We start from the raw sequence: 26,337 nt of genomic DNA on the forward strand, positions 1-26,337 counted from the left end.
AATTTCTGTTCAGTCCTGCAGTGCGACGACAACGTCGCCGAGGCGGATCGTGCCGCCGTCGAGAATGCGCGCGCACAGGCCGCCATGGCCGCGCATCGCGTTGAAACCGCCGGCGCCGAGCGCGGCTTCCATGCGCGAGCACGGGTCGCAGTCTTCGGTGCCTTCCAGCACGACTTCGCCGATGCGGAAGCGGCGGCCCTTGAGTGCCACCAGGGGCAGCCCGGAGACGACGAGGTTGCGGCGCAGCGTTGCCGGCGCCACGGCCGCATGGCCCGACAGCGCCGCGATCACCGGCAGGTGTTCGGCCTGGATCAGGGTGATGCCGCGCTTGCCGCTGCCGCCGCTGTAGCGGTCGCCGACCAGGCCTGCGCCGGTCTGGGCGAGCACCTGCGCCACCGGTTCCATGGCGACTTCGCGCTTGGGACGCAGGCCGATCCATTCGACCCGGCCGTGGCGCGGCAGCATGGCCATCAATTTGCCGAGCTCGGAGTCGGCGGGAGGGAGCTTCATAAGGGGGATCCGTGCCGGCGGCCAGCAAGGCCCGGCGGGGGCGAATGGTAGCATCCGGCCCCATGTCGCCCGACCTCCAGGCTCCGCCCATCGCCTTCGAACCCCTGCCCTACCAGGCCCGGCTGGAGGCGCGCGCGCTCGACCAGATCGACCTGGTGGTGATCCATTGCACCGAACTGCCGGACCTGGCGATGGCGCGCCGCTTCGGCGAGGAAGTGCTCTACGAAGGCTCGCAGACCGGCAACAGCGGCCACTACTACATCGACCGCGACGGCAGCCTGCACCAGTACGTCGCCCTCGATCGGGTCGCCCACCACGTGCGCGGACATAACCCGCGGGCCATCGGCATCGAGCTGGTCAACCGCGGCCGCTACCCGGACTGGCTGGCCGCGCACCACCAGGCGATGGACGAACGCTATACGCCGGCGCAGATCGAGGCCCTGGTGGCGCTGTTGCGGCACCTGCGGGGCACGCTGCCGTCGCTGCGCCACATCGCCGGCCACGAAGACCTCGACACCACCACGGTTGCCGCCAGCGACGACCCGTCGGTGCAGGTGCAGCGCAAGCGCGACCCGGGGCCGCAATTTCCGTGGGCGCAGGTGATGGCAGCGGTGGACCTGCAACGGTTGGCGTGACGGCCTGGATCCCGGCGTGCGCCGGGATGACGGCGCTTCCCGGGATGACGGAGGCCATCTCGTATACTTCCGACCCGCGTCCCACGAGCTTTCCGCGCATGACCTCACCCGCTTCCGAGCAAGTCGTTCCCGAGCTGGTCGAGCTGCTCTCGCTGGAGCGACTGGAAGACAACCTCTTCCGCGGCCAGAGCCGCGACATCGGTACCAAGTACGTATTCGGTGGCCAGGTGGTCGGCCAGGCCCTGTCGGCGGCGCAGGCGACGATGGTCGAGCCGCGCGGCGCGCATTCGCTGCACGCCTACTTCCTGCGCGCCGGCGACATCGCCGCGCCGATCGTCTACCAGATCGACCGCACCCGCGACGGCGGCAGTTTCTCGGTGCGCCGGATCACCGCGATCCAGCACGGCGAGGTCATCTTCTTCATGGCCGCTTCGTTCCAGCAGGAAGAGCAGTCGGTCGAGCACCAGCTGACGATGCCGGAAGTGCCCAAGCCCGAGGACATCGAACCGACGCCGCCGGTGCCCGAGCACGTGATGGCGACGCTGCCGACCAAGGTCCAGCGCTGGCTGTCGCGGCAGGGGCCGTTCGAGTTCCGCCATGTCTACCCGCGCGACGAGCTCAACCCGCCCAAGCGCCCGCCCTACCAGCAGGTCTGGTTCCGCCTGAGCGAGCGCGTCGGCGACGCGCCGGAACTGCACCGCGCCCTGCTCGCTTACGCCTCCGATTTCCACCTGCTTGGTACCGCGACCTTCCCGCACGGCATCAGCTACTACCAGCCGAACGTGCAGATGGCCTCGCTCGACCATGCGATGTGGTTCCACCGCCCGTTCCGCGCCGACGAATGGCTGCTGTATTCGATCGACAGCCCCAGCGTGCAGAGCAGCCGCGGCCTTGCCCGCGGACAGATCTTCGATCGCGACGGCCGCCTGGTCGCCAGCACCGCGCAGGAAGGCCTGATCCGCGTCGTTCGCGATGCGGCCGCAGCCGCGCAAGTGCCCGCCAAGGAATGACCGGACGATGAGACAGATTTTCAGCAGCCAGCGCCTGGAGAACGTCGAGCAGGTCGCGCAGATGATGCGCGATGCCGACATCGAGGTGCGCATCACCAACGGCCGTTCGTACAAGGGCGGCCGCCGCGGCACCTTCAGCTACAGCGATCCGGGCGGGCCGAAGCCGGCGGTGTGGATCGTGCGCTCGGAAGACCAGGTGCGCGCCCGCGAGATCCTGCGCGAAGCCGGCCTGCTGGAAACCACGCGCGAGAGTTTCGCCGGCCCCAGCTTCCGCTTCGAGCCCGAAACCCAGGGCCGCTCGGCGCAGCAGTCGCGCATGTTGCGGATCAAGCTGGTGCTGATGGCGGGCATCGTCATCGTCGGCGGCCTGGTGATCATGCACGCCGTCAACCTCGACATCGCCAACGAGGCGCTCAAGGAGCATCCGCTCGACGGCTCCACGGCGGCCATCCCGCAGCCGCTGGCGGCGGCGGTGTTCGCCCAGGAGTTGCCGAAGACGCGCCTGGACGTGCTGTGCCTGGGCGTCGACGGCAAGGACGCGCCGGACACGCTCATAAAAGCGCTGCAGCAGTCCGGCCAGCGCGTGGTGCCGCAGTCCGCCTGCGTGCGCAATCCCAACGACGAGGTCGGCAGCCAGCATCGCGCCAGCGGCGCGCCGGCCCTGATCGTCGATGTCCGCGCCTTCCGCCCGCAGAAGCGCGATGCCACCCACGACGACGCGATCACCGGCGTGGTCGAGTACAGCGCCTACCACCACCGCATGTCGGCGTCGTACAAGACGCTGGAAGTGACGCAGGTGGCGGGGGGCGGCTGGAAGGTCGTGCGCACCCTCAAGCACGTCTCGATGTAACCGGGCCAAAAAAAACCCGCGCCGCGGAGACTCGGCACGGGTAGTTGGGATTCACGGGACAGCCAGCGCGTTGTTGTGTCTCTGTCGACCGCGCCCGGCCGGGGAAGTTCAATGGCGCGGCGAGTGCTGCAGGTCGGCCCGGGTCAGGTAGCCGTCGCGGTCCTCGTCCATGAACGCAAAGCCCTTGCTCAGCTGGGGCATCTTCTCGCTGACCTCCAGTTTGCTCAGCTTGCCGTCGTGGTTGAGGTCGGCGTCGGCGAAGCGCTCTTCCGCCTGCTTGGCGCGTTCGGCTTCGCGCTGCGGGCGCATCTTCTCGTGGTAGCTGCGCAGCTCGCTGCGGACCACGTAGCCGTCGCGGTTGCCGTCGATCTGGTCGAAGCTCCTGGCAAGCCAGGGCATCGACGACGCTTCGGTCTTGCTGACGCGGCCATCGCCGTCGGTGTCGGAATTGATCAGCCCGCTCATGCCTCCGCCATGCCCGCGGCCCTTGCCGCCGTGATGCGGACGCTCGGAGCGATCGAGCTTGCCGTCCTTGTTGCTGTCGAGCTGGTCGAACTTCGCCGCCAGGCGCGGGCTGGCCGCCGCCTCGTTGCGATCGACCACACCATCGTTGTTGACGTCGAGTTTCGGACGCGAGGCGCGGGTGTTGGCGTCGGTGGCGGTGCTGGCGCCCGTCTGGGTCGCGGCCAGTGCGGTGCCTGCGGTAATGACCGCGGCAATCGCCACGGCGAGCACGGCGGACAGGGAATTGCGCTGCTTCATGGGTGGAGCTCCTGCGGTTGGCGTCGGTTGGCGCCGATGACCAGATCAACGCCCGGGCACCGTCGTGGTTGACAGCAGGCGGGCCGCGTTCAGTCGCGCGACAGCGTTTTCCTCACGCGCCACGGCGCTATGCTGGCGCCATGGGCACCGAACCGCAGGACAGCGACGATCTCCGCCTGTTCCACACCGGCGAGCACGCCTGTGGCTACTGGCCCGAGCGCGTCGCCCGCGACCTCGTGCTCGACCCGCGCGACCCGCGCCTGCGGCAGTGGTACCCGCACGCACTGGGCTGGGGGTTCCGCCGCTCCGGCGACATCGTCTACCGCCCGCACTGCGCCGGGTGCCGCGCCTGCGTGGCGGTGCGCATCCCGGTCGACCGCTTCGTCCCCGACCGCAGCCAGCGCCGTTGCCTGGCCCGCAACGCCGGTGTCGAGATGCGGGTGCTGCCAACCCAGCGCACCGCCGAGCAACTGGCGCTGTACCGCCGCTACCTGGCCGCCCGCCACGCCGGCGGCGGCATGGACGGCCACGGCGCGACCGAATTCGACCAGTTCCTGATCGGCAGCTGGAGCGAGGGGCGGTTCCTGGAGCTGCGCGAGGCGTCCTCGCACGGCCCCGGCAAGCTGCTGGCCGTGGCGGTGACCGACGTCACCGAGGCAGCGCTGTCGGCGGTCTACACCTTCTACGACCCTGATCTCGCCGATCGCGGCCTGGGCACGCTGGCGATCCTGCACCAGCTGGAATGGGCGCGGCGCGAGCGCCGTCGCCACCTCTATCTGGGCTACTGGATCCAGGGCCATCCGAAGATGGACTACAAGCGCCGCTTCCGCCCGCTGGAGGCCTTCGACGGCCGCGACTGGCACGACCTGCCGCCGGCCTGATCGTGTCATTGCCGTCGCGCGCCGGCATGACATCATCGCGCGATGAACAGACTCCCTCTCCTCGTTTGCGCCTGCCTGTCACTGCTTTCCGCCTGCACGCAGGTGAACATCAAGGGCGATCCCCAAGCCTGGGTCAAATCGATGGAACACGACACGACCCTGCGCGTGGCGACCTACAACACCTCGCTCTACGACGACCAGGACGGCGGACTGGTCCGGCGCCTGCAGGCAGATGATCCCGGCGCGCGCAAGATCGCCGCCGTGCTCCAGCGTGTGCGCCCGGATCTGGTGCTGTTGAACGAGTTCGACTACGACGCCCAGGGCGCCGCCGCCGACCTGTTCCAGCACGACTACCTCGAAGTGGCCCAGCCCGGCGGCGGCGAACCGCTGAAGTACCCGTACCGCTACCTCGCCCCAGTCAACACCGGCGTGCCCAGCGGGCTCGACCTCGACGGCAATGGCGAAGCCGGCGGCAGTGGCCGCAACCGTGGCAACGACGCCTGGGGTTACGGCCTGCATCCGGGCCAGTACGGCATGCTGGTGCTGTCGCGCCATCCGATCGACGCCGCACAGGTGCGCACCTTCCAGTTGCTGAAGTGGAGCGCGATGCCCGGGGCATCGCAGCCGCGCGACCCGGCCAGCGGCAAGCCCTGGTACCCCACCTCGATCTGGTCGCAACTGCGGCTGTCGTCGAAGTCGCACTGGGACGTTCCCGTGCGCACGCCCGCGGGCACCGTGCATTTCCTGGTGTCGCACCCGACGCCGCCGGTGTTCGATGGCCCGGAGGATCGCAACGGGGTGCGCAACGCCGACGAGATCCGGTTGTGGCGCGAGTACCTGTCGTCGCCGAACGCGTCCTGGTTGTGCGACGACCAGGGCCATTGCGGCGGGCTGCCCGCGGACGCGCGCTTCGTCATCGCCGGCGACCTCAACAACGACCCGGCCGATGGCGACGGCCACCACGATGCGATCGTGGAGCTGCTCGAACACCCGCGCGTGGCGCGTTACGCGACGCCGCGAAGCGAAGGCGCGGTGGAAGTGGGCGCACGCTACGCAAGCGCCGGCATCGTCCGCCGCGGCGCAGCGGCGCACGCCACCGGCGACTTCGGCCCCAAGGCCGGGACGATGCGACTGGATTACGTGCTGCCGTCGGTAGGGTTCAGCGTGGAAGGCAGCGGCGTGTTCTGGCCGGCTGCGGCGCAGCCGGAAGCGGCCATCGCCGATGGCAGCGACCACCACCTGGTGTGGGTGGACGTGGCGATGGCGCCGCGCTGACGGTCAAACCTTCGGCGGCAGCTTCGCCATCACCGGCGTGACCGGGTCGACCATCGGCCTGGGAATCTCCACCGGCGCATGCACGGTCTGTGCAGATGCCAATGCCGTCGGCGGCACGGCCACCGCGTCGGCTTCGGACGGGGGCGCCACCACGCGCGGACCGAATCCGAACACGCCATCGCTGCGCGCCGACACGATCATCCGCACCATGTTGGCCGGCACCATCAACTCCACCGCGATCGCGTTGCCCTCGGCGGTGCGGCCCTCGATGGTCATCTCGATCAGTGCGCCGCCAGTGTCGATCGAATTGCACAGCACGTGCGGCCCGCTGGGGCCGTCGTGCATGTAGGGGCGAATGGCCTCACCGAGCGCTTCCAGCGCCTGCGGGTAGAGGAACACGGCGTAACCCTGGGTCTCGTCGAGCATGTCGGGTTCCTCGGAAGGGAGCGGTCAGCGCAGGTCGATCTGCAGTGCGGCGGCGGCACGTCGTGCGCGTTCGCGTGCCGTGTCGATGTCGTCCGCCAGCGCCAGCGTCACCGCAACGCGGCGGTGACCTTCGACGCGCGGCTTGCCGAACAGGCGCAGCTGCGTGTCGGATTGCGCCAGCGCCGCATCGACGCCATCGAACACCGGCACGCCATGGCCCGTCGCCAGCACCGCGCACGACGCCGACGGCCCGTACTCGCGGATCGACGGCACCGGCAATCCGAGGATTGCCCGCGCATGCAGTGCAAACTCGCTCAAGTCCTGCGAAGCCAGCGTGACCAGGCCAGTATCGTGTGGCCGCGGTGAGACTTCGCTGAACCAGACGTCGTCACCCTTCACGAACAATTCCACGCCGAACACGCCCCAGCCACCGAGGTCGTCGGTGATCGTGCGGGCGATGCCCTGCGCGCGCGCCAGCGCCTTGGTCGACATCGGCTGCGGCTGCCAGCTCTCGCGGTAGTCGCCGTCGCGCTGCAGGTGGCCGATCGGCGCGCAGAACGTGGTGCCGCCGACGTGGCGCACCGTCAGCAGGGTGATTTCGTAATCGAAGTCGACGAAGCCTTCGACGATCACGCGACCGGCGCCGGCGCGACCGCCGGTCTGCGCGTACTCCCAGGCCTTGTCGATGCTGTCGGCATCGCGCACCAGGCTCTGGCCCTTGCCCGACGACGACATCACCGGCTTGACCACGCACGGCAGGCCGATGGTGGCGACGGCGGCGCGGTAGTCCTCGAGCGTGTCGACGAACTTGTACGGCGAGGTCGGCAGGCCCAGCGTCTCGGCGGCGAGGCGGCGGATGCCTTCGCGGTCCATGGTCAGGCGTGCGGCGCGCGCGGTCGGGATCACCCGCGTCTGCGTGCCGCGTTCGCCGAACTCGCGCTCGAGGTCGACCAGAGTCTGGGTGTGGATCGCCTCGATCTCCGGCACGATCAGGTGCGGTCGCTCCAGTGCGACCAGTGCGCGGATCGCGGCGCCGTCGAGCATGTCGAGGACATGGCTGCGGTGCGCCACCTGCATCGCCGGTGCATCGGCGTAACGGTCGGCGGCAATGACCTCCACCCCGAACCGCTGCAGTTCGATCGCCACCTCCTTGCCGAGCTCGCCGGAACCGAGCAGGAGCACGCGGAACGCATGCGGGGACAGGGGAGTGCCAAGGGTGATCATGTGCGGTCCGGGCGGAGGGCTGGCCGTCAGTTTATGGGGATGAGGTGAAAAGGTCTGCACGCGCAGTTTGGCGTCGTCGCCTTTGTCGGGCTGCAAAACGCATGCCATCCTGTGCCGATGTCCGGCCCCGCCCCCGCCCCCGCAGCCGCGCAACGAATCGCCCCCGCCCTGGCATGCGCGGTCGCCCTCGCCTGTGCGTTGGCGCTGGCCGGCTGTGGCGATGAACGCCCGGCACCCGTCGAGGCCGATCGCGGCACTCATCTCGCCGGTGTCATGCTCGACCCGCAACTGGACGAGATCAGCGGCATGGCGGCGTCGCGTCGCCACCGCGACGTGCTGTGGATGCTCGATGACGGCGGCAATCCCGAGCGGCTGTTCGCGGTCAGCACCAGTGGCACGCGCCTGGCCACGCTGCGCGTGGAAGGCGTGACCAAGACCGACTGGGAGGACATGGCGTCGTTCCAGCTCGACGGCCGCAACTACCTGCTGCTCGCCGACACCGGCGACAACGGTGGCCTGCGCCGCAGCCTGCAGTTGCACATCGTCGAGGAACCGGCGCGGATCGAGAACGCGCGCCTGCGACCGGCGTGGTCGATCGCGTTCCGCTGGCCCGACGGCGCGCGCGATTGCGAAGCGGTCGCGGTCGATGCGGAAAGCCGCCAGGTGCTGCTGATCACCAAGAAGCGGCAACCGCCGGAGCTGTTCTCGCTGCCGCTGCATCCGCGCGGCACCACGCTGCAGACCGCGCACAAACTCGGCACGCTGGCCGGCGTGCCGCAGGCCGACGCCAATGCGCTGCGGCGCAATCCGCAGCGCGCGCGCCTGGACAGCCAGGTCACCGCCGCCGACCTGTCGCCCGACGGGCGCACGCTGGCGGTGATGACGTATCGCTGGTTGCTGCTCTACCCGCGCCGCGCCGGTGAAGATTGGGGCCAGACCGTCGCGCGCGCGCCCAGGTTCGAACCGCTGCCCTGGCTGCCGCAGGCCGAAGCGCTGGCGTGGAGCCCGGACGGTCGCCATCTGTATGCCACCGGTGAGTTCATCCCGGCGCCGCTGTACCGCATCACGCCGGGCTGATCCGACAGCCACCACACCTTGAAAGAGGACCCCGCCATGAGCCAACGCTGGACCTACGAAGTCGTGGAAATCGTGCCGAGGATGCTCGGACCTGCCGTCAGCGAGCGCCTGCAGGAAGAACTCAATCGCCTCGGCGAGGATGGCTGGGAACTGGTCTCGGTGATGGCTGTCACGCCGTTTGATCATCTGCGTGCCGTGTTGAAGCGGCCTGCCTGAATGGACATGGCGGGGGGGCTGGCGGTGTTTCCGGGTGCGCTGCGCTTACCCGGGCTACGGCGGGGTTTCGCGGACGTGGCATCGGCTGGCGCGGGCCGCTAACCTGCACGCCATGCGCGGCCAGCCCCGAATCCTGATCAACACGCCGGAGATCGAACTCTGGCCGGGCGGCCTGCTGCGCGCGCGCAGCAATTTCGATGCACGGGCACTGGCCCGCGCCCGCCACGTGCTGCGCCGCAAGCGCGATGGCCAGTACCTCGCCGTCGACCTGCCCGAAGGCCTGCTGGCGCTCGTTCCGCACCTGCGCCGCGAGCCGGGGCTGGATGCCGCGCTGGACGCCATCGATGCCCCGCCTGCGCACCTGCGCGCCGGCATCGAGCACGTCCGCGAACTGCCGCTGGACCGACTCGAGGAACGCCTGCATTCGCTCGGCCTGGATGGCGAGTACGGGGAACGTACCGGCCTGGAGCTGGTCGCCGAACCGGACTGGCTCGCCTTCGCCGGATGGGATCGCTATCGCCGGCCGCTGTGGCTGCATGTGCAGGCCGCGCGCGCGTGGTCGCACCTGCGCGAAGCGGCGCTGCGCGACGAGGTGGTGCTCGAAGCCATCTCCGGTTACCGCAGCCACGACTACCAGCTCGGCATCTTCGAACGGAAGCTCGGCCGCGGCCTGAGCGTCGAGGAGATCCTCACCGTCAACGCCGCGCCGGGTTACAGCGAGCACCATTCCGGCCTGGCACTGGACATCGGCGCGCCGGACGAGCCTCCGGCCGAGGAATCGTTCGAAGCCACGCCCGCATTCGCCTGGTTGCGCGACAACGCCGAAGGATTCGGTTTCGTGATGAGCTACCCGCGCGACAACCCGCACGGCATCGTCTACGAACCCTGGCACTGGCGCTACGAGGCAAGCCCGACGCCATGACCTTGCGCACGCTTGCCGACGGCAGTGCCCAGCACGACAACAACTTCAACCTGATCCGACTCATCGCCGCCTGGCTGGTGATCTACGGGCATTCGTGGCCGGTCACCGCCAGCGAGGGCTCCGACCTGCTGTCGCAGGTGGTGCAGATCAAGTTCGCCGGCGGGATCGCGGTGGACATGTTCTTCGTCATCAGCGGTTTCCTGATCGCCAGCAGCGTCGAACGCAACCCGCTGCCGCAGTACCTTGCGGCGCGCGTGCTGCGCATCTTCCCCGCGCTGGTTGTGTGCGTGGTATTGAGCGTGTTCGTGCTCGGGCCGCTGCTGACGACCTCGCCCGACTACTGGACCTCGGCCGGCACCTGGAAGTACCTGTGGAAGAACATCGCGTTGCAGCGGACGCAGTACTTCCTGCCGGGCGTGTTCGAGACGCTGCCGATCAAGGCCATCAACGGCTCGCTGTGGACGCTGCCGATCGAGTTCCGGCTGTACCTGTTGCTGGCCGTGCTGGCCTTCGTGCGCCTGTTCCGGCGCGGCCGCTTCACCGTGTTCTGCGTGCTGGCGCTGGTGGCGGCGATCGTGCGCTACGGCGGCCAGTCGCTGACGCCCGAGAAGATCAACCTGCTGTGGTGCACGGCGTACTTCCTCACCGGCAGCCTGGCCTGGCACCACCGCGGGCGCATCCCGCTGTCGTGGCCGCTGCTGGCGGCCCTGCTGGTGGTGGCCGCGTTGCTGCGCGGCCATCAGTATTACTTCCTCGCCTACTTCGTCGCACTGAGCTACACCACGCTGTTCCTCGCGTACGTGCCGAAGCTGCCGGTGATCCGCCAGCACGATATTTCCTACGGCATCTACCTGTACGGCTGGCCTTCGCAGCAGCTGGTCCAGCTGTACTCGCCGGGCGGCGCCGTGCACAACATGCTGTGGGCGACGCTGCTGGCCGGCACCCTGGCAACGCTGTCATGGCGGTTCGTGGAGGCCCCGGCGCTGCGCCTGAAGAAGCGCTTCGGCCCGCGCCCGGCGAAGCCGATGCCCGTCCCCACTACCACGACGCCCTCGCCCGCCAGCGCGGAGGAGTGAGCAGCCAGCCACTGCCTGCCGCGTTGACGGTGCGGTCGCGGCTTATTCCCGGTCGAGGGTGATGCGCACGCCCTTGGCGGTCTTCTGGGTGATGGTCAGCTCGAAGTTGGCGTCGCCGTGGTGCTTCTTGACCAGCACATCCTCGCCATCGTCGACCTCCACCCGGTAGCTGTCGCCGAGCTTGGCGCGCAACTGGTCGCGGATCAGGCGGGCGATGTGGTTCTCGCCGGCATCCTTGGGGATGGCGACGGACACATCGATCGCAGGCTCCTTCACCGGGGCGATATGGAAGGCGACGATGCCATCACTGTCGGCGTCGCTGCTGACCTGGATGCGCCACTTGTTGGAGGGGCTGGCCAGGGCGATCGCGGATGCGCACAACAGCACCCAGGAGGCCACCATCGTCCACTTCTTCGGGGCGCTTCGATCCTGCACTTGCATGGCACACCTCCCTCGTCGGCATGGGGGCCCATCTTCCAACAGGGCGCGTCAAGACGATCTTGATGCGGCACGGTCGGTGCGGCCCCGTCAGTCCTGCGAGCGCCGGGGCGGTGTCTTTGCCGGGCTGTCCAGGTCGGCGATCTTCCACAGGTACAGGCTGGCGTAGGTCCGGAACGGACCCCAGCGTTCGCCGATGGCCGCCAGTTCCTTCGGCGACGGCATGGCGTCCAGGCCATCCACCGACTGGGCGCCCTTGCGGATGCCCAGGTCGTCGACCGGCAGCACGTCCGGGCGGCCGAGCCGGAACATCAGCATCATCTCGACCGTCCAGCGGCCAATGCCGCGCACGGGCACCAGCGCGGCGATGATCGCGTCGTTGTCCATGACGCTCATGCGGCGCAGGTCGGGAATCTCCCCGCGCGCCTCGCGCGCGGCGAGGTCGCGCAGCGCTAGCGACTTGTTGCCGGACACGCCGCAGGCACGCAGCGCCGCATCATCGATGCGGCCCAGCGTGTCGCAGTGGAAACGCGTGCTGTTGATCGCCGCCTCGACGCGACCGACGATCGTCGCCGCCGCCTTGCCGCTGAGCTGCTGGTAGAGGATCGCGCGCGCCAGCGCATCGACCGGATCGAAGGACTTGCGCCAGCGCGGATCCGGAGCCAACGGCCCGATCCGGCGCATCCAGCGGGCCAACCTGCGATCGACCTTGAGCAGGTGGGCATGCGCCGCGGCGGTGTCGAACCCGCGCGAATGGCGAGGCATGTCAGCCCCTCAGCGCATCGGCCGCATACAGCAGCCAGGCCAGGATCATCAGCGTGCCGCCGAACGGCGCCAACGCCGTGGATGTGCCCATGAGGACGGCCGCAGCCAGGCTGCCGGAGAACAGCAACGTACCGAGCAGCAATGCCGCGAGCGCCACCCGCGCGAGGTTCCGCCGCAGATGCGGCGCCAGCGCTGCGAGCGCGATGCCATGGCCGAACGCGAACAACGCCGCGCTGTACAGACGATGCTGCGCGCCCGCATCGACGGCGTGCGCCGCGTACGCAGACAGGGCGACGGCCACGGCCGCCAGCACGGCGCCGGAGGCGGTCAGTAGACGAACGGGAAGCGCGGAGGCATTGGCATTCATGTGCGAGCGGACCGTTGGATGCCACGGCACGATATCAGCGGGCAACGCCACCCCAAAACAAAACGCGCCGCGGAAATCCGCGGCGCGTCCTGGTTTTCAGCAGTAGCGTCTAGCGCAAGTCTTACTTGACCGCCCAGAACACGTCGTACTCGCCGTCCTCGGTGAAGCCGGCAGCGACGCCGCCCTTCCACGACTCGTACGGACGCTCGACGGTCTCGTAACCGTGGGTCAGCGCCCAGCCACGCAGCGCGTCGCGGACCTTCGCCAGGTTGGCCATGTGGCCCTTGAAGCCCGGCACCACGGCGACCTTCGCCGGCTCGTTGTAGACGGCCACGACCGGACCTTCCACCTTCACGTCGAGCTTGACCGTGTCGTCGGTCGAACCGACCTTGCGGACCGGCTGGGCGACGTCGAAGGAGTAGATGTCCGAACCGAACTCGTTGGTGACGATGCGGACCGGACCGGCCGGCTCAAGGCCGTTGGCGGCCATGACCTTCTTGATCCACTCCTGGTTGCTGTTGATCTGGCCCATCACCTTGTCGTTGGTGCGCTCGACGGCAGCGCTCACGACCAGCAGGTTCTCGGCCGGACGATCGACCAGCTTCGGCGCCTTCGACGGATCGTCCTTGCTCAGCTCGGCGTAGTCGTAGTTCGGCACGGCGGCGAGCATGTTGCTCAGGCGGCCCAGGCCCATCTTCATGTCTTCGCCGACGTTGCTGCTGACATACAGGCCAGCGTAACGACCGATCAGGTTCCAGCCGTAGTCGACGTCGTAGGTCTGCGTGATCTCGACGTTACGACCACCGCGGCCGGTCGGCTTCAGGGTGAAGGCAGTGCGCTTGTTCCTGCCCGGCTCGATGTCGGTCAGGGCATAGGCAACCTTCTTGCCCGGGACGCTCTCGGTGATTTCCCAGCTGCCCTGGCGCAGACCCTTCTCCTTGGAGTCGTAGTCCATGCGGGCGCCGACGCCCGAAACCGGGCCGGAGAACTTCAGCTGCATCTTCGGATCGCGCAGGACCAGCGGGTTCCAGTCCTTGAAGCGGCGCAGGCTGTTGAGGGTGTCGAAAACAATCGTAACTTTGCGGTTGGTTTCAACCGAGTGCTGCAAATGACGGCTCGACGGCAGCGCGATACCTACGATGAGGAACAGCGCGGCGACGATCGCCAAGGAAATCAAAATCTCGATCAGACGGGTCATTCAGGTTTCTCCGAGGGCCGGCACCCGGTCGGACCGGGACACAGACCCGCAATCGTATCAAGGAAGCTGCGGGCGGTGTAGGCGCCAAATCAGGCAACTGGCGGCAATGCGGCTCGCCCCCCGCCTGAGGGGGCGTCCGCCGACGGGGCCCGGAGCCCCTGCCAGCGCGATCCGGGACCGCCTCAGACCAGCTGCAACTCGAATGCCTTCAGCACGGCGCGGGTGCGGTCGCGCACGCCCAGCTTGGACAGGATGTTGGAGACGTGGTTCTTGATCGTGCCCTCGGCCACGCCCAGCGAATTGGCGATCTCCTTGTTGGAGAAGCCACCGGCCATCAGGCGCAGGATCTCGGTTTCGCGTTCGGTCAGCGGATCGGGACGATCGAGGCTGACGAAATCGTTGCGCATGTGCTCCAGCCCGGACAGCAGGCGCTGGGTCACCGCCGGCTGCATCAGCGAGCCACCGTCGGCCACTGCCTGGATGGCGCTGACCAGTTGCTCCAGCGACACGTCCTTGAGCAGGTAACCCTTGGCACCGGCCTTCAGTCCGGCCAGCACCAGCTGGTCGTCGTCGAAAGTCGTCAGGATGATCGTCGGCGGCAGGCTGTTGGTGCGCGCCAGTGCCTGCAACGCCTCCAGGCCCGACATCACCGGCATGCGCATGTCCATCAGGACCACGTCGGGCTTGATCTGCGGAATCAGCTCCACCGCATGACGGCCGTCGCCGGCCTCGCCCACCACTTCGATGCCTTCGGCCAGCGACAGCAGGGAACGAACGCCCTGCCGCACCAGTGTCTGGTCGTCGACTATCAACACACGGATCATGCGATGACTCCTTCACAGGCAGCGGCTGCCGCCGCCGAGGCCGGCAGCGTCAGGTGCAGGCAAAAGCCTGCTTCCGGCCGGGTTTCGATTCTAAGGTCGCCGCCGTGTTGCTGCAGCCGTTCGCGCATGCCGCGAAGGCCGTTGCCGGCGACGAAAGTGTCCGCACCATGGCCATCGTCGCGCGCGCTCATCACGATGCAATCGCTGCGGCGGCCGGCGTTGATCCACAGATTGCGGGCGCCGGCATGGCGCACCGCGTTGGTGATGATTTCCTGCGTACAGCGCAGCATGACATGGGCGCGCTCGGGATCGTCCAGGGTGAGCGGCGTTTCGATGTCCATGTGGATGTCGAGCGCGGGCACGTTCTCGGCCAGCGGCATCAGGGCCGCGCCCAGGTCGATGGCGCCGCCTTCGCGCAACTGGCTTACCGCTTCGCGCACGTCGGTCAGCAGCAACCGCGCCAGGGTATGGGCCTGCTGCACGTGTTCCTTGACCCGGCCCTCGGACAGGTGGCCGGCCACTTCGAGGTTGAGGCTCAGCGCGGTCAGGTGGTGGCCGAGCAGGTCGTGCAGCTCGCGCGAGATGCGGGTGCGCTCGTTGACGCGCACGCTCTCGCCCAGCAGGGCGCGGGTGGCGCGCAGCTCGGCGTTGAGGCGGCGCTGTTCCTCGCGCGCCTCGGCCTGCTGGCGGGCGACCAGGGCGGTGACGAACACCAGGCTGGAAAAGCCCATGTAGGCAAGCGACTGCAGCACCGCCAGGATCGGCGGAAAGTCCAGCGCGCCGACGAACACCGGGATGATCGCGACGTTGCCGCAGATCAGCCAGACCAGGCCGAAGCGGACCGGCATCAGCCAGGGCAGCAGGCCGGCCACGACCATCAGCAGGATGCTGCCCAGGCCGGTGCCCGAGAAGTAGCCGACCCCGATCGCGCAGGCGGTCAGGACCAGCAGCAGGCCGTGGTCGACCACGCCCGGACGGCGCTGGCCGAGCTGGCGGGTGATCCACCAGTAGACCGCGCCGAAGGTGAGGTAGACCGACAGCCAGCGCAGCACCTGCAGGGTGGGCGGGCCTTCGGCATCGGGCGCCAGCAGGGTCGGGTCGAGCCAGACGTTGAGCAGCCAGAGTCCTACCGCGCCCCAGGTGAACAGGCCCGCGTAGCGCAGCAGTCGAGTGTGATTCAGGCGGGCAAGCATGTCGGCATGCTAACTGCATCAAGGGCCTGGGGAGCCGTCCGAAAGTCATGCTGGAGCAACAGGCTGTAGCAAACGGGTCGGAATTGCTGTCCACCGGGTCGGGTGCCGACCGCCGGGACCGACCGGCGGGACGGACCGCCGCCCCGACGTCCACCCCCTTGCCTTCCGTTCGCCCCGCTTTTTGTGCCGCCGGTCGCCCATGCGTGACGGCCATGCGATAATCGCCCGGCCGGACGTGCCATGCGTCCGGTTTGCGAAATACTGGAGCCCGGAATGTCGATCGTCGTCCGCGACGTGCGTGAGCACGAGCTGGATTCCGTCCTTGCACTGAACAATGCCGCCGGCCCCGCGATCCTGCCGCTGGATGCGGCCCGACTGCGTCATTTCTTCGAAACCGCAGAATATTTCCGCGTCGCCGAACGTGACGGCGCCCTGGCTGGATTCCTGATCGGAATGGGCAGCCACAGCGAGCACGACAGCAGCAACTTCCGCTGGTTCTGCGAGCGCTATCCCGATTTCTTCTATATCGACCGCATCGTCGTGGCCAGCCGCCGTCGCGGCGGCGGCGTCGGTCGCGCGTTCTATGCCGACGCGCAGAGTTATGCCGAGATGCGCTACCCGCAGATGGCCTGCGAAGTGTTCCTGGAAGGCAGCAACGACCCCGCCCTGCTGTTCCATGGCAGTTTTGGATTCCACGAGGTCGGACAACACATGATGACCGAGGCGGATGTACGCGCCGCGATGCTGATGAAACCGCTGTGCAGCTATGCCTGGGTGCGCGACACCTACGGCGATGCGCTGCCGCAGGTGCCCTGGATCATCCAGGCACGCGGCCCGCGCAACCACGGTGGCCCCAAGGCCGCCGATGCGCTGATGCAGCGACCCACGGGAACCGGCCTGTGAGCGCGGCGATGGACTTTGAACCGGCCGGCGAACTCAAGATCGGCCAGGTCGGAATCGCCAATCTCCGCATCCGCACCCTCGACGTCGACCGCCTCGTCAGCGAGATGCGCGACCGCGTCCAGCGTGCGCCCAAGCTGTTCGCGCGCGCCGCGGTGGTGCTCGACTTCGGCGGCCTCACCCGCACCCCGGACCAGGCCACCGCCACCGCCCTGATCAAGGGCCTGCGCGAGGCCGGCGTGCTGCCGGTCGCCATCGCCTACGGCACCAGCGAAATCGAACAACTGTCCGAAGCCCTGGGGCTGCCCTTGCTGGCGAAGTTCCGCGCTTCGTACGAACGCGACGAAGCCGCGGCCGCAGCCGCACCCGCGCCGCAGGCGGCACCGCCGTCGCGCCGCGAGCCGGAACCTGCAACCGCTGCCAAGGCCGGCCCCGCCACCGCATCGGCATCGGCATCGGCATCGGCATCGGCATCGGCATCGCCGGGCATGATCCAGTCCAAGCCGGTGCGCTCGGGCCAGCAGATCTACGCCGAGAACCGTGACCTGACCGTTCTCACAACGGTGGGCGCCGGTGCCGAAGTCATTGCCGACGGCTCGGTGCATATTTACGGACCATTGCGTGGCCGCGCCCTTGCAGGCGCGCAGGGCAACGAGCAGGCGCGGATATTCTGTCGCGAGTTCCATGCCGAGCTGGTTGCCATCGCAGGGCACTACAAGGTATTGGAAGAGATTCCGAAGGACCTGCGCGGCAAGGCCGTGCAGGTATGGCTCGAAGACCAACAACTAAAAATCGCGGCACTTGACTGATGCCGCATCAACGGAGGATTTAACTTGGCCGAAATCATCGTAGTCACCTCGGGCAAGGGCGGCGTTGGCAAAACCACGACCAGCGCCAGCCTTGCCTGCGGCCTCGCCCGTCGAGGCCACAAGGTTGGCGTCATCGACTTCGACGTCGGCCTGCGTAACCTCGACCTGATCATGGGTTGCGAACGTCGCGTCGTTTACGACTTCGTCAACGTCGTCAACGGCGAGGCGACGCTGAGGCAGGCACTGATCAAGGACAAGCGCTTCGACAACATGTTCGTGCTGGCTGCCTCGCAGACCCGCGACAAGGACGCGCTGACCAAGGAAGGCGTGCAGAAAGTCCTCGACGACATGATCGCCGACGGCTTCGACTACATCGTCTGCGACTCCCCGGCCGGCATCGAAAAGGGCGCCTACCTGGCGATGTACTTCGCCGACCAGGCCCTGGTCGTGGTGAATCCGGAAGTGTCCTCGGTGCGCGACTCCGACCGCATCCTCGGCCTGCTGTCGTCCAAGACCCGCCGCGCCGAGAACGGCGAGCGCGTCAAGGAACACCTGCTGCTGACCCGCTACAGCCCCAAGCGCGTGGAAACCGGCGAGATGCTCAGCGTCGGCGACGTCGAGGAGATCCTCGGCCTGAAGACGGTCGGCGTGATCCCCGAGTCCCCGGACGTGCTCAACGCCTCCAACAAGGGTGAGCCGGTGATCCTGGAGACCGAGTCCGACGCCGCACAGGCCTACGACGACGCCGTCGCGCGCCTGCTGGGCGACACCCGCCCGATGCGCTTCACCACTGCGGAGAAGAAGGGCTTCTTCAGCAAGATCTTCGGAGGTTGAGGATGGGCCTTTTCGATTTCCTGCTGGCCAAGAAGCAGACTGCATCCATCGCCAAGGATCGCCTCCGCATCATCGTCGCGCACGAGCGCGCCGGCCGCGGCGGCACCAGCCCGGATTACCTGCCGATGCTGCAGCGCGAGCTGCTCGAGGTGATCCGCAAGTACATCAACGTCGACGCGGACGCGGTCAAGGTCGACCTGATCGGCGACGGCGACAACAAGGTCCTGGACATCTCGGTGGCGCTGCCGGAAAACCCGGCGCAAGCCTGACCCCCACCGGGACCCCGTAGTCCGGGTAAGCGAAGCGCACCCGGGGACGAAGCGCCCCAGGCCCCGGGTGCGCTTCGCTTACCCGGGCTACGCAGCCGCGCAATCGCAATGCTCACCCTTTCCGACATCGACCCTGCCAGCGTCGCCGCCCTGCTCGCCCGCTACGGCCTGCAGCTCGAGCGCGTGGCCGACGGCCAGCCCATCCCCGGCAGTTACTGGGGCGAGTGCGAAGCCGGCCTGATCGGCCACAACGTCTATGCCCGCGGCGACACGCCGGTGCATTCGCTGCTGCACGAAGCCGCGCACCTGATCGTGTTGCCACCCGAGCGCCGCGCGCAGGTGCACACCGACGCCACCGACTCGATCGAGGAAGAAGACGCGGTGTGCGTGCTGCAGGCCCTGCTCGGCGATGCCCTGCCCGGCGTCGGCCGCGACCGCATCCTGGCCGACATGGACGGCTGGGGTTACACCTTCCGCCTGGGCTCGGCCCGCGCCTATTTCGAGCACGACGCCGACACCGCCTGGCAATGGCTGCACGAGCGCGGCCTGGCTGACTGCGCTACCCGCACCCTTCGGGCCTGACCGCCGCAACTTGCACGACCGCGGACGGGCCACTAGCCTTCGGGGGCCTCGGCGCAGCAGCGCGGGCCTTACCCGGAGAGAACGAAGATGAAACCTGTACGCGCCCTGCTCGCGCTCGGCATTACCGCCGCCGTGATCGGACTGGCCGGTTGCAAGAAGGAACCGACCCCGGCCACGACGACCACCGGCGGAACCGCCGCCACCGTGCCCGCAGGCGAGACCGCCGACCAGTTCATCGCCCGCGTCAACGACGAATACCGCAAGATGTTCCCGGAGATGACCGCCGCGCAGTGGCTGTCGTCGACCTACATCAATGACGACAGCCAGCTGCTGGCGGCCAAGGCCAACGAGCGCTACCTCGCCCAGCTCAACAGCTGGATCGAGCAGTCCGAGCGCTTCGAAGGCCAGCAGATGTCGCCCGCCACCGCGCGCGCCATCCAGCTGCTCAAGCTCGGCACCTCGATGCCGCCGCCGAAGGATCCGGCCAAGCTCGAAGAGCTGACGAAGATCGCCTCCAGGCTTGAAGGCATGTACGGCGCCGGCACCTACTGCACCGGCGACGGCGACGCCAAGAAGTGCCGCCAGCTCGGCGAACTCGAGGACGTGCTGCGCAGCAGCCGCGACTACGACACCCAGCTCGATGCCTGGCAGGGCTGGCACACCATCGCCCAGCCGATGCGCAAGGACTACACGCGCTTCGTCGAGCTGGTCAACGACGGCGCCCACGACCTGGGCTTCGCCGACACCGGCGAGATGTGGCGTTCGGGCTACGACATGAGCCCGGCCGAGATGTCGGCCGAAACCGACCGCCTCTGGGGCCAGGTCAAGCCGCTGTACGAACAGCTGCACTGCTACGCCCGCACCCGCCTTGAAGCCAAGTACGGCGACGACAAGGGCCATGTCGCCGGCAACATGCTGCCCGCGCACCTGATGGGCAACATGTGGCAGCAGGACTGGGGCAACCTCTGGGACATCCTCGCCCCGTACCAGAACGCCGGCAGCCTCGACATCACCGGCGCGCTGGAATCGCAGTACCAGGCCGCGTACGACGCGCAGCTGGTCAAGCACGCCGGCCAGCGCACCCCGGCCGACCTGGCGCAGATCGAGCAGGACGCCAAGCTCGCTTCGGCCAAGCTGATGACCGAACGCGCGCAGGACTTCTACACCTCGCTGGGCATGCAGAAGCTGCCGGCGAGCTACTGGGACAAGACCCAGTTCATCAAGCCGCGCGATCGCGACGTGGTCTGCCACGCCAGCGCGTGGGACATGAACATGGCCGGCGACGTGCGCACCAAGATGTGCATCAAGCCGAACGAGGAAGACTTCACCACCATCTACCACGAGCTCGGCCACATCTATTACGACCTGGCCTACAACAAGCAGCCGCCGCTCTTCCAGCAGGGCGCGCACGACGGCTTCCACGAAGCCATCGGCGACACGATCGTGCTGTCGATGACGCCCAAGTACCTGCAGTCGATCGGCCTGGTCGGCGACCAGCAGCAGAGCAACGAGGCGCTGATCAACTCGCAGATGCGCATGGCCCTGGCCAAGGTCTCGTTCCTGCCGTTCGGCCTGATGATCGACCGCTGGCGCTGGGGCGTGTTCGACGGTTCGATCAAGCCGGGCGAATACAACAAGGCATGGTGGGACCTGAAGGCCAAGTACCAGGGCGTCGCCCCGGTCACCGCCCGCGGCGAGGACTACTTCGACGCCGGCGCCAAGTACCACGTGCCGGGCAACACGCCGTACACGCGCTACTTCCTCTCGCACGTGCTGCAGTTCCAGTTCTACAAGGCACTGTGCGATTCGGCCGGCTACAAGGGCCCGCTGTACGAGTGCAGCTTCTACGGCAACAAGGAAGCCGGCGCGCGCTACCAGGCGATGTTGAGCAAGGGCGCAAGCCAGCCGTGGCAGAAGACCCTGAAGGAACTGACCGGCGGCGAGAAGATGGACGCCTCGGCGGTCCTGGAATACTTCGCCCCGTTGCAGACCTGGCTGAAGCAGCAGAACGAAGGCAAGACCTGCGGCTGGCAGGCAAGTGGCACGGCCGCGGCTGCGCCGGCCGCAACACCGCCGGCACCGCCGGCGAAGCCGGAAGCCAAGGCTGAGACGAAGAAGGGTTGAGTTCTTCTCGCGGGATGAAAGAAGGCCGGCGCTTGCCGGCCTTTTTTTTGGCTGGAGCAACGTCCATGGGTTCCCGCCTTCGCGGGAACGACGGGCACGTCTGCTACCGTGATCGTTCCCCCACGGCGCAGGAAACGACCATGCCACTGGTACGTGTAGACCTGATGGAAGGAAAGGATGACGCCTTCCTGCAGGGCATTGGCGACGTCATCCACGCCGCCATCGAGGACGTCCTCAAGGCACCCAAGGACGACCGCTTCCAGGTGTTCACCCGGCACCCGCGCGGTGAGCTGTCGATCGACCGCACCTACATGGGGATCGAACGCAGCGACGACTGCATCCTCATCCAGGTCACGATCAGCCAGGGCCGCAGCGTCGAAACCAAACAGGCCTTCTATCGCGCCGTGGCCGATGGCCTGCATGCGCGACTGGGCATGCGCACGCAGGACGTCTTCATCAACCTGGTCGAAGTGGTCAAGGAAAACTGGTCGTTCGGAGACGGCATCGCCCAGTACGCCTAGCGGGCGGGCGGAGGAATGCGCTATATATATTGCTATATAGCGCAACTCCCCCCGGAGCAGCACGATGTCCGCCCTGCCCGCGCTTCGCCGCCTTGCCGTCATTGCGCTGCTGGCCCTGGCCGGCCCGGCCTTCGCCGAGCAACCGGTCCGCGTCTTCGCCGCCGCCAGCCTCACCAACGCCCTCAACGATATCGGCGCCGCCTGGGAAAAGGCCGGCCATCCCAAGCCGAGCCTGGCCTACGCCGCCTCGTCCGCGCTGGCCAAGCAGATCGAAGCCGGCGCGCCGGCCGATGTCTTCGCCTCGGCCGACCTGGCCTGGATGGATTACCTCGACCAGCGCGGCAAGATTGCCCCAGGCACCCGCGTCAACCTGCTCGGCAACGACCTCGTGCTGATCGTGCCGAAGGGCCAGACCGCCCCGGTCGAGATGAAGCGCGGCTTCGACTTTGCCGGCGCCTTCAAGGGCAAGCTGTGCACCGGCGAGCCCGGCGTGGTGCCGGTCGGCATCTATGCCAGGCAAAGCCTTGAAGCGCTGGGCTGGTGGGCGGCCTTGAAGGGCCGCATCGTCGGCACCGACGACGTGCGCACGGCGCTGGCCTTCGTCGAACGCGGCGAGTGCCCGCTCGGCATCGTCTACGCCACCGACGCGAAGATCAGCAGCAAGGTCGACGTACTCAAGGCCTTCCCCGCCGACACCCACAAGCCGATCGTCTACCCGTTCGCGGTGGTCAAGGGCGCGCGCCCGGAGGCACAGGAGTTCGTGCGCTTCGTGCAGACCTCTGCCGCCGCTGCGGATATCTTTGACCGCTACGGGTTCACCCTCCTCAAACCCTCCACCCGCCGCAAACCCTGATCCGCATGTGGCTGTCGCCAGAAGAGTGGGATGCATTGCGCCTGTCGGCGAAGGTGGCGCTGTGGTCGACCGCGGCCTGCCTGCCGTTCGGCATCGCGCTGGGCTGGCTGCTCGAGCGCCGGCGCTTCCCCGGCAAGTTCTGGATCGACATCCTGGTGCAGCTGCCGATGGTGCTGCCGCCGGTCGTGCCGGGGTACCTGCTGTTGCTGTTGCTGGGCACCAACGGCCCGCTGGGCGCGTGGCTGCAAGCGACCTTCGGGATCGTCGTTGCGTTCACCTGGAAGGGCGCGGTGATCGCCTCGGCGGTGATGGCGTTTCCGCTGATGGTGCAGCCGATCCGGCTGGCGTTCCGGCTGATCGATCCGCGCCTTGAGAATGCCGCGATCACCCTGGGCGCGCGGCCGTGGAGCGTGTTCTTCAGCGTGACGCTGCCGCTGTCGGTGCCGGGGATCATCGCTGGCAGCTTCCTGTGCTTCTCGCGCAGCCTGGGCGAGTTCGGCGCGACGATGGCCTTCGTCGGCAACATCCCCGGCGAGACCCGCACGCTGCCGCTGGCCATCTACAGCCTCACCCACGTGCCCGACGGCGAAGCGGCGGCGATGCGGTTGTCGTTGCTGTCGATCGCGCTTGCCGTGTTGGCACTGCTGCTGAGTCGCTGGGTCAGCCATCGTGCGGAGCGCAAGCTCGGCTTCCAGGATCATAGGGCCCAGCATGCTGAGCTTTGATGTCGACTTCGCCAGGGGCGATTTCACGATGACGGCGCGTGCCGAGGTTGGCGCCGGCGTCACCGGCGTGTTCGGGCCATCGGGCTCGGGCAAGAGCACGCTGCTGGCCCTGATCGCCGGACTGCTGCGCCCCGGCCGCGGTGTCATCCGCGCCGACGGCGACGTGCTGGTCGATACCGCCAGCGACCGTTTCGTGCCGCCGTGGCAGCGGCATTTCGGCCTGGTGTTCCAGGACGGCCAATTGTTCCCGCACCTGACCGTGCGCAAGAACCTGCTGTACGGCCACGACCGCATCGCCCCGCAGGCACGCCGGCACGATCTGCAATCGGTGGCCGAGCTGCTCGAGATCGTGCCGTTGCTTGACCGCCGCCCCGCGCTGCTGTCCGGCGGCGAACGCCAGCGTGTCGCCCTCGGTCGCGCTCTGTTGTATTCGCCGCGCCTGCTGCTGCTCGACGAGCCGCTGTCGTCGCTGGACGAACGCCTGAAGCAGCAGATCCTGCCGTTCCTGCGACGCATCAAGGAAGAGACGCGCGTGCCGATGCTGTACGTCACGCACTCGCGCGACGAGATCGACTACCTCGCCGATGCCGTCATCACGATGGATCGCGGGCGGCTTGGCGTAGCGCCCTAGGCGCCGACCGCGAGGATCACGCTGGAGGCCTTGAAGATCGCCGCGGCCTCGACACCTTCGGCCAGCTGCAATGCCTGCGCCGACGTGTTGGTGATGATCGCCGCGACCGAGTTGCCGCCGCCCAGGTCGATCACCACTTCGGCATTGACCGCGCCCGGCTGCACGCGCGACACCTTGCCCTGCAGCCGGTTGCGCGCCGACAGTTTGACGCCGGCATCGGCCCCCGTGGCCACGATCACGCTCGACGCCTTGACCAGCGCGACCGCGCTGTCGCCCACCGCCAGTGCCATGTGCTGAAGGCTCTCGTGGGTGATGATCGCGACGATGCGCGCGCCGCCTGACAGTTCGAGTTCGACTTCGTCGTTGACCGCGCCGGTGGCGATGCGGACGACCTTGCCGACGAAGTGGTTGCGCGCACTGGTGAGCATGGACAGTCTCCCGATGGTCTGCAGTTCCGCCGCGGCGCCGGACATGCGCGCATTGAGGCGCTCGATGAATCGTTCGTTCTCGTCCTCGACGGCCTGGTAAGCCGCCACCAGCCGTCGGCCGTGGTCGGTCAGCCGCGTGCCGCCACCGCCCTTGCCTCCGACGACGCGTTCCACCAATGGCTGCTCGGACAGGTTGTTCATCGCGTCGATCGCGTCCCACGCCGCCTTGTAGCTCAGGCCGACCGCCTTGGCCGCGGCGGTGATCGACTCGGCATCGCCGAGCGCGGCCAGCAGCGCCATCCAGCGCCGGCCGCCGAACGGACCGCGGCTGGCCTCCACGGTCAGTGCGCTGTTGATCCGGAACGTCGGGTCGGCCATGGCGCCGAGTCTGGCCAGCCGCGCTGCAGGCCGCAAGCCTCGACGGCGGCGTGGGGTCTATGGCGGCCACCGGCCACATCTTCTATGTTGTCGGCACACCCAACCACGACGGCCGCGCCACATGTCCGATTCATCCGTGCATCCGGATCACCTCAAGCGCAGCCTGTCCAACCGGCATCTCCAGCTCATCGCCATAGGCGGCGCCATCGGCACCGGCCTGTTCATGGGCTCGGGCAAGACCATCAACCTCGCCGGCCCGTCCATCCTGCTGGTCTACCTGATCATCGGCATCATGCTGTTCTTCGTGATGCGGGCGATGGGCGAGCTGTTGCTGTCGAACCTGGAATACAAGTCGTTCATCGACTTCTCCACCGACCTGCTCGGGCCCTGGGCCGGATTCTTCTGCGGCTGGACGTACTGGTTCTGCTGGATCATCACCGCGATCGCGGACGTGATAGCCATCGCCGCCTATGCGCAGTTCTGGTTCCCCGGACTGGCGCCATGGATACCGGCGGTGATGTGCGTGGTGCTGCTGCTGTGCCTGAACCTGGTGACGGTGAAGCTGTTCGGCGAAATGGAATTCTGGTTCGCGCTGATCAAGATCGTGGCGATCTGCGCGCTCATCGTCACCGGCCTGGGCATGGTCGCGTGGGGCTTCCAGTCGCCGTCGGGCCATGTCGCCTCGCTGTCGAACCTGTGGAGCGACGGCGGGCTGTTCCCGACCGGCATCGCCGGATTCTTCGCCGGCTTCCAGATCGCGGTGTTCGCCTTCGTCGGCATCGAAGTGGTCGGCACCACCGCCGCCGAAACCGCCAACCCGGAGCGCAACCTGCCCAAGGCGATCAACTCGATCCCGGTGCGCATCATGCTGTTCTACGTGCTGGCGCTGGTGGCGATCATGGCGGTGACGCCGTGGCGCGAAGTGGTGCCGGGCAAGAGCCCGTTCGTCGAACTGTTCGTGCTCGCCGGCATCCCCGCCGCTGCCAGCCTGATCAACTTCGTCGTGCTGACCTCGGCCACCTCGTCGGCCAACAGCGGCATCTTCTCGACCAGTCGCATGCTCTACGGCCTGGCGCAGGAAGACCACGCGCCGAAGTCGTTCGCGCTGCTGTCGCGCGCGGCGGTGCCATCACGCGGCCTCATGTTCTCGTGCCTGTGCCTGCTGGCCGGCGCGATGCTGGTGTACGTGATCCCGAACCTGGTGACCGCCTTCACCCTGATCACTACGCTGGCCGCGGTGCTCTTCATGTTCGTCTGGTCGCTGATCCTGTTCGCCTACATCGCCTACCGCCGCAAGCGCCCGCACCTGCACGAGGCCTCGAAGTTCAAGATGCCCGGCGGCGTGGCCATGTGTTACGCCTGCCTGGCGTTCTTCGCCTTCGTCCTGGTGCTGCTGACCCTGCAGGCCGATACCCGCCAGGCGCTGCTGGCCAGCCCGGTGTGGTTCGTCCTGCTGGGCATCGGCTACTTCTGGCGCCAGCGTCGCGGCGTCGCACTCGAGGCCGGCTCGGCCTGAGCATCCTTCGATGGGGGGGCGCCTTTGCCTCGCCCCCCTGTTCAGGTGTACGGCGACCGTGCCGACCCTGCCAGCGAACCCGCCATCGTGACCTTCGACACCCCCCTGCAGACCTGAA

General features: G+C 67.9%; 31 protein-coding genes. 20 read left to right on the top strand and 11 right to left on the bottom strand.

Annotated features, from left to right (window positions below):
* Window positions 1-9 precede the first annotated feature (9 nt).
* Entirely contained in the window at window positions 10-510 is a 501-nt protein-coding gene (locus tag ACFOPO_RS13630) for an MOSC domain-containing protein (protein ID WP_386703754.1), read from the bottom strand.
* 62 nt (window positions 511-572) lie between these two features.
* Here ACFOPO_RS13630 and ACFOPO_RS13635 point away from each other — a divergent pair, with 62 nt between their 5' ends.
* The 3 genes from ACFOPO_RS13635 (at window position 573) to ACFOPO_RS13645 (ending at window position 3,005) form a co-directional block, all read left to right on the top strand.
* Entirely contained in the window at window positions 573-1,145 is a 573-nt protein-coding gene (locus tag ACFOPO_RS13635; protein WP_386703755.1) for an N-acetylmuramoyl-L-alanine amidase, read from the top strand.
* 98 nt (window positions 1,146-1,243) lie between these two features.
* Window positions 1,244-2,155: an acyl-CoA thioesterase II gene (gene tesB, locus ACFOPO_RS13640; RefSeq protein WP_386703757.1), complete on the top strand. Its 912-nt coding sequence runs from the start codon at window positions 1,244-1,246 to the stop codon at window positions 2,153-2,155.
* Between the two features lie 7 nt (window positions 2,156-2,162).
* Entirely contained in the window at window positions 2,163-3,005 is an 843-nt protein-coding gene (locus ACFOPO_RS13645; RefSeq protein ID WP_386703759.1) for a hypothetical protein, read from the top strand.
* Between the two features lie 108 nt (window positions 3,006-3,113).
* Here ACFOPO_RS13645 and ACFOPO_RS13650 read toward each other — a convergent pair whose 3' ends face one another.
* A complete protein-coding gene (locus ACFOPO_RS13650; RefSeq protein WP_386703760.1) occupies window positions 3,114-3,767 on the bottom strand; it encodes an EF-hand domain-containing protein in 654 nt (217 codons plus the stop codon).
* Between the two features lie 140 nt (window positions 3,768-3,907).
* Between ACFOPO_RS13650 and ACFOPO_RS13655 the strand changes: the two genes are divergently transcribed.
* Both ACFOPO_RS13655 and ACFOPO_RS13660 read left to right on the top strand, forming a co-directional pair.
* Window positions 3,908-4,648 (top strand): arginyltransferase, encoded by a 741-nt coding sequence (locus ACFOPO_RS13655; protein WP_386703762.1) that lies wholly within the window; start codon window positions 3,908-3,910, stop codon window positions 4,646-4,648.
* Between the two features lie 42 nt (window positions 4,649-4,690).
* Complete coding sequence (locus ACFOPO_RS13660) at window positions 4,691-5,923, top strand: endonuclease/exonuclease/phosphatase family protein (protein WP_386703763.1); 1,233 nt, start codon at window positions 4,691-4,693, stop codon at window positions 5,921-5,923.
* 3 nt (window positions 5,924-5,926) lie between these two features.
* On the opposite strand, the gene ACFOPO_RS13665 is transcribed toward ACFOPO_RS13660, so the two are convergent.
* Together ACFOPO_RS13665 and purT are read right to left on the bottom strand one after the other, a co-directional pair.
* Window positions 5,927-6,349: a hypothetical protein gene (locus tag ACFOPO_RS13665; protein ID WP_386703764.1), complete on the bottom strand. Its 423-nt coding sequence runs from the start codon at window positions 6,347-6,349 to the stop codon at window positions 5,927-5,929.
* A gap of 24 nt (window positions 6,350-6,373) precedes the next feature.
* Window positions 6,374-7,573 carry a formate-dependent phosphoribosylglycinamide formyltransferase gene (purT, locus tag ACFOPO_RS13670; protein WP_386703766.1) on the bottom strand — a complete coding sequence of 400 codons (1,200 nt, stop codon included), beginning with the start codon at window positions 7,571-7,573 and terminating at the stop codon, window positions 6,374-6,376.
* Window positions 7,574-7,690: 117 nt separating this feature from the next.
* Between purT and ACFOPO_RS13675 the strand changes: the two genes are divergently transcribed.
* The 4 genes from ACFOPO_RS13675 (at window position 7,691) to ACFOPO_RS13690 (ending at window position 10,864) form a co-directional block, all read left to right on the top strand.
* The gene (locus ACFOPO_RS13675) at window positions 7,691-8,650 is read left to right on the top strand and encodes a hypothetical protein (protein WP_386703767.1); all 960 of its coding nucleotides are present in this window, start codon (window positions 7,691-7,693) and stop codon (window positions 8,648-8,650) included.
* Between the two features lie 36 nt (window positions 8,651-8,686).
* A complete protein-coding gene (locus ACFOPO_RS13680; RefSeq protein ID WP_386703769.1) occupies window positions 8,687-8,866 on the top strand; it encodes a DUF4177 domain-containing protein in 180 nt (59 codons plus the stop codon).
* A gap of 112 nt (window positions 8,867-8,978) precedes the next feature.
* Complete coding sequence (locus tag ACFOPO_RS13685; protein ID WP_386703771.1) at window positions 8,979-9,788, top strand: D-alanyl-D-alanine carboxypeptidase family protein; 810 nt, start codon at window positions 8,979-8,981, stop codon at window positions 9,786-9,788.
* A complete protein-coding gene (locus ACFOPO_RS13690; RefSeq protein ID WP_386703772.1) occupies window positions 9,785-10,864 on the top strand; it encodes an acyltransferase family protein in 1,080 nt (359 codons plus the stop codon). Before ACFOPO_RS13685 ends, ACFOPO_RS13690 begins: the two co-directional genes overlap by 4 nt.
* Window positions 10,865-10,906: 42 nt before the next feature.
* On the opposite strand, the gene ACFOPO_RS13695 is transcribed toward ACFOPO_RS13690, so the two are convergent.
* The 6 genes from ACFOPO_RS13695 to ACFOPO_RS13720 form a co-directional block, all read right to left on the bottom strand.
* A complete protein-coding gene (locus ACFOPO_RS13695) occupies window positions 10,907-11,305 on the bottom strand; it encodes a hypothetical protein (RefSeq protein WP_386703774.1) in 399 nt (132 codons plus the stop codon).
* 87 nt (window positions 11,306-11,392) lie between these two features.
* Window positions 11,393-12,067: a DNA-3-methyladenine glycosylase family protein gene (locus ACFOPO_RS13700; protein WP_386703775.1), complete on the bottom strand. Its 675-nt coding sequence runs from the start codon at window positions 12,065-12,067 to the stop codon at window positions 11,393-11,395.
* A gap of 1 nt (window position 12,068) precedes the next feature.
* Window positions 12,069-12,434 carry a DUF423 domain-containing protein gene (locus ACFOPO_RS13705; protein ID WP_386703777.1) on the bottom strand — a complete coding sequence of 122 codons (366 nt, stop codon included), beginning with the start codon at window positions 12,432-12,434 and terminating at the stop codon, window positions 12,069-12,071.
* Window positions 12,435-12,555: 121 nt separating this feature from the next.
* On the bottom strand, window positions 12,556-13,632 hold the full coding sequence (locus ACFOPO_RS13710; RefSeq protein ID WP_386703778.1) for an SRPBCC family protein: 1,077 nt from the start codon (window positions 13,630-13,632) through the stop codon (window positions 12,556-12,558).
* 182 nt (window positions 13,633-13,814) lie between these two features.
* On the bottom strand, window positions 13,815-14,456 hold the full coding sequence (locus ACFOPO_RS13715) for a response regulator (protein WP_386703780.1): 642 nt from the start codon (window positions 14,454-14,456) through the stop codon (window positions 13,815-13,817).
* A complete protein-coding gene (locus tag ACFOPO_RS13720; RefSeq protein WP_386703781.1) occupies window positions 14,453-15,649 on the bottom strand; it encodes a sensor histidine kinase in 1,197 nt (398 codons plus the stop codon). The genes ACFOPO_RS13715 and ACFOPO_RS13720 overlap by 4 nt, the downstream gene beginning before the upstream one ends.
* Window positions 15,650-15,922: 273 nt before the next feature.
* Between ACFOPO_RS13720 and ACFOPO_RS13725 the strand changes: the two genes are divergently transcribed.
* The 10 genes from ACFOPO_RS13725 to ACFOPO_RS13770 all read left to right on the top strand — a co-directional run bounded on the left by ACFOPO_RS13725 (window position 15,923) and on the right by ACFOPO_RS13770 (window position 23,897).
* Window positions 15,923-16,552: a GNAT family N-acetyltransferase gene (locus tag ACFOPO_RS13725; RefSeq protein WP_386703782.1), complete on the top strand. Its 630-nt coding sequence runs from the start codon at window positions 15,923-15,925 to the stop codon at window positions 16,550-16,552.
* An 8-nt stretch (window positions 16,553-16,560) separates the two neighbouring features.
* Window positions 16,561-17,358 (top strand): septum site-determining protein MinC, encoded by a 798-nt coding sequence (gene minC, locus ACFOPO_RS13730; protein ID WP_386703784.1) that lies wholly within the window; start codon window positions 16,561-16,563, stop codon window positions 17,356-17,358.
* A gap of 24 nt (window positions 17,359-17,382) precedes the next feature.
* Entirely contained in the window at window positions 17,383-18,192 is an 810-nt protein-coding gene (gene minD / locus ACFOPO_RS13735; protein ID WP_200604503.1) for a septum site-determining protein MinD, read from the top strand.
* A 2-nt stretch (window positions 18,193-18,194) separates the two neighbouring features.
* Window positions 18,195-18,461: a cell division topological specificity factor MinE gene (minE, locus tag ACFOPO_RS13740; RefSeq protein ID WP_158734134.1), complete on the top strand. Its 267-nt coding sequence runs from the start codon at window positions 18,195-18,197 to the stop codon at window positions 18,459-18,461.
* Window positions 18,462-18,569: 108 nt separating this feature from the next.
* Complete coding sequence (locus tag ACFOPO_RS13745) at window positions 18,570-19,043, top strand: hypothetical protein (RefSeq protein ID WP_386703786.1); 474 nt, start codon at window positions 18,570-18,572, stop codon at window positions 19,041-19,043.
* An 87-nt stretch (window positions 19,044-19,130) separates the two neighbouring features.
* Window positions 19,131-21,167 (top strand): M2 family metallopeptidase, encoded by a 2,037-nt coding sequence (locus ACFOPO_RS13750; protein WP_386703788.1) that lies wholly within the window; start codon window positions 19,131-19,133, stop codon window positions 21,165-21,167.
* Window positions 21,168-21,307: 140 nt separating this feature from the next.
* The gene (locus tag ACFOPO_RS13755) at window positions 21,308-21,688 is read left to right on the top strand and encodes a tautomerase family protein (protein WP_386703789.1); all 381 of its coding nucleotides are present in this window, start codon (window positions 21,308-21,310) and stop codon (window positions 21,686-21,688) included.
* Between the two features lie 64 nt (window positions 21,689-21,752).
* Window positions 21,753-22,541 carry a molybdate ABC transporter substrate-binding protein gene (gene modA, locus ACFOPO_RS13760; RefSeq protein ID WP_386703791.1) on the top strand — a complete coding sequence of 263 codons (789 nt, stop codon included), beginning with the start codon at window positions 21,753-21,755 and terminating at the stop codon, window positions 22,539-22,541.
* A 5-nt stretch (window positions 22,542-22,546) separates the two neighbouring features.
* Complete coding sequence (gene modB, locus ACFOPO_RS13765) at window positions 22,547-23,266, top strand: molybdate ABC transporter permease subunit (protein ID WP_386703792.1); 720 nt, start codon at window positions 22,547-22,549, stop codon at window positions 23,264-23,266.
* Window positions 23,253-23,897, top strand: a complete 645-nt coding sequence (locus ACFOPO_RS13770) for an ATP-binding cassette domain-containing protein (protein WP_386703793.1) — start codon at window positions 23,253-23,255, stop codon at window positions 23,895-23,897. Before modB ends, ACFOPO_RS13770 begins: the two co-directional genes overlap by 14 nt.
* Here ACFOPO_RS13770 and ACFOPO_RS13775 read toward each other — a convergent pair.
* Window positions 23,894-24,703, bottom strand: coding sequence for a TOBE domain-containing protein (locus ACFOPO_RS13775; protein ID WP_386703794.1), 810 nt, complete (start codon window positions 24,701-24,703; stop codon window positions 23,894-23,896). The genes ACFOPO_RS13770 and ACFOPO_RS13775 overlap by 4 nt on opposite strands.
* Window positions 24,704-24,824: 121 nt before the next feature.
* On the opposite strand from ACFOPO_RS13775, the gene cycA reads away from it, so the two are divergent.
* Window positions 24,825-26,219: a D-serine/D-alanine/glycine transporter gene (gene cycA, locus ACFOPO_RS13780; protein WP_386703795.1), complete on the top strand. Its 1,395-nt coding sequence runs from the start codon at window positions 24,825-24,827 to the stop codon at window positions 26,217-26,219.
* Window positions 26,220-26,337: the final 118 nt, after the last annotated feature.

Origin of the sequence: Lysobacter sp. GCM10012299, from assembly GCF_042649405.1 — a bacterium.
In the GTDB taxonomy this organism is placed as follows: domain Bacteria; phylum Pseudomonadota; class Gammaproteobacteria; order Xanthomonadales; family Xanthomonadaceae; genus Lysobacter_J.

Excerpts from the sequence above, each read along its gene's own strand:
- tesB (WP_386703757.1), top strand. The coding sequence starts at position 1,244 with ATGACCTCACCCGCTTCCGAGCAAGTCGTTCCCGAGCTGGTCGAGCTG.
- ACFOPO_RS13665 (WP_386703764.1), bottom strand. The coding sequence starts at position 6,349 with ATGCTCGACGAGACCCAGGGTTACGCCGTGTTCCTCTACCCGCAGGCG.
- modB (WP_386703792.1), top strand. The coding sequence starts at position 22,547 with ATGTGGCTGTCGCCAGAAGAGTGGGATGCATTGCGCCTGTCGGCGAAG.
- ACFOPO_RS13660 (WP_386703763.1), top strand. The coding sequence starts at position 4,691 with ATGAACAGACTCCCTCTCCTCGTTTGCGCCTGCCTGTCACTGCTTTCC.
- ACFOPO_RS13775 (WP_386703794.1), bottom strand. The coding sequence starts at position 24,703 with ATGGCCGACCCGACGTTCCGGATCAACAGCGCACTGACCGTGGAGGCC.
- ACFOPO_RS13705 (WP_386703777.1), bottom strand. The coding sequence starts at position 12,434 with ATGAATGCCAATGCCTCCGCGCTTCCCGTTCGTCTACTGACCGCCTCC.
- ACFOPO_RS13680 (WP_386703769.1), top strand. The coding sequence starts at position 8,687 with ATGAGCCAACGCTGGACCTACGAAGTCGTGGAAATCGTGCCGAGGATG.
- ACFOPO_RS13685 (WP_386703771.1), top strand. The coding sequence starts at position 8,979 with ATGCGCGGCCAGCCCCGAATCCTGATCAACACGCCGGAGATCGAACTC.
- minC (WP_386703784.1), top strand. The coding sequence starts at position 16,561 with ATGGACTTTGAACCGGCCGGCGAACTCAAGATCGGCCAGGTCGGAATC.
- ACFOPO_RS13645 (WP_386703759.1), top strand. The coding sequence starts at position 2,163 with ATGAGACAGATTTTCAGCAGCCAGCGCCTGGAGAACGTCGAGCAGGTC.
- modA (WP_386703791.1), top strand. The coding sequence starts at position 21,753 with ATGTCCGCCCTGCCCGCGCTTCGCCGCCTTGCCGTCATTGCGCTGCTG.
- ACFOPO_RS13635 (WP_386703755.1), top strand. The coding sequence starts at position 573 with ATGTCGCCCGACCTCCAGGCTCCGCCCATCGCCTTCGAACCCCTGCCC.
- ACFOPO_RS13700 (WP_386703775.1), bottom strand. The coding sequence starts at position 12,067 with ATGCCTCGCCATTCGCGCGGGTTCGACACCGCCGCGGCGCATGCCCAC.
- ACFOPO_RS13650 (WP_386703760.1), bottom strand. The coding sequence starts at position 3,767 with ATGAAGCAGCGCAATTCCCTGTCCGCCGTGCTCGCCGTGGCGATTGCC.
- ACFOPO_RS13710 (WP_386703778.1), bottom strand. The coding sequence starts at position 13,632 with ATGACCCGTCTGATCGAGATTTTGATTTCCTTGGCGATCGTCGCCGCG.
- minE (WP_158734134.1), top strand. The coding sequence starts at position 18,195 with ATGGGCCTTTTCGATTTCCTGCTGGCCAAGAAGCAGACTGCATCCATC.
- ACFOPO_RS13755 (WP_386703789.1), top strand. The coding sequence starts at position 21,308 with ATGCCACTGGTACGTGTAGACCTGATGGAAGGAAAGGATGACGCCTTC.
- ACFOPO_RS13770 (WP_386703793.1), top strand. The coding sequence starts at position 23,253 with ATGCTGAGCTTTGATGTCGACTTCGCCAGGGGCGATTTCACGATGACG.
- ACFOPO_RS13725 (WP_386703782.1), top strand. The coding sequence starts at position 15,923 with ATGTCGATCGTCGTCCGCGACGTGCGTGAGCACGAGCTGGATTCCGTC.
- ACFOPO_RS13720 (WP_386703781.1), bottom strand. The coding sequence starts at position 15,649 with ATGCTTGCCCGCCTGAATCACACTCGACTGCTGCGCTACGCGGGCCTG.
- ACFOPO_RS13630 (WP_386703754.1), bottom strand. The coding sequence starts at position 510 with ATGAAGCTCCCTCCCGCCGACTCCGAGCTCGGCAAATTGATGGCCATG.
- ACFOPO_RS13745 (WP_386703786.1), top strand. The coding sequence starts at position 18,570 with ATGCTCACCCTTTCCGACATCGACCCTGCCAGCGTCGCCGCCCTGCTC.
- ACFOPO_RS13715 (WP_386703780.1), bottom strand. The coding sequence starts at position 14,456 with ATGATCCGTGTGTTGATAGTCGACGACCAGACACTGGTGCGGCAGGGC.
- ACFOPO_RS13695 (WP_386703774.1), bottom strand. The coding sequence starts at position 11,305 with ATGCAAGTGCAGGATCGAAGCGCCCCGAAGAAGTGGACGATGGTGGCC.
- ACFOPO_RS13655 (WP_386703762.1), top strand. The coding sequence starts at position 3,908 with ATGGGCACCGAACCGCAGGACAGCGACGATCTCCGCCTGTTCCACACC.
- ACFOPO_RS13750 (WP_386703788.1), top strand. The coding sequence starts at position 19,131 with ATGAAACCTGTACGCGCCCTGCTCGCGCTCGGCATTACCGCCGCCGTG.
- ACFOPO_RS13675 (WP_386703767.1), top strand. The coding sequence starts at position 7,691 with ATGTCCGGCCCCGCCCCCGCCCCCGCAGCCGCGCAACGAATCGCCCCC.
- cycA (WP_386703795.1), top strand. The coding sequence starts at position 24,825 with ATGTCCGATTCATCCGTGCATCCGGATCACCTCAAGCGCAGCCTGTCC.
- purT (WP_386703766.1), bottom strand. The coding sequence starts at position 7,573 with ATGATCACCCTTGGCACTCCCCTGTCCCCGCATGCGTTCCGCGTGCTC.
- ACFOPO_RS13690 (WP_386703772.1), top strand. The coding sequence starts at position 9,785 with ATGACCTTGCGCACGCTTGCCGACGGCAGTGCCCAGCACGACAACAAC.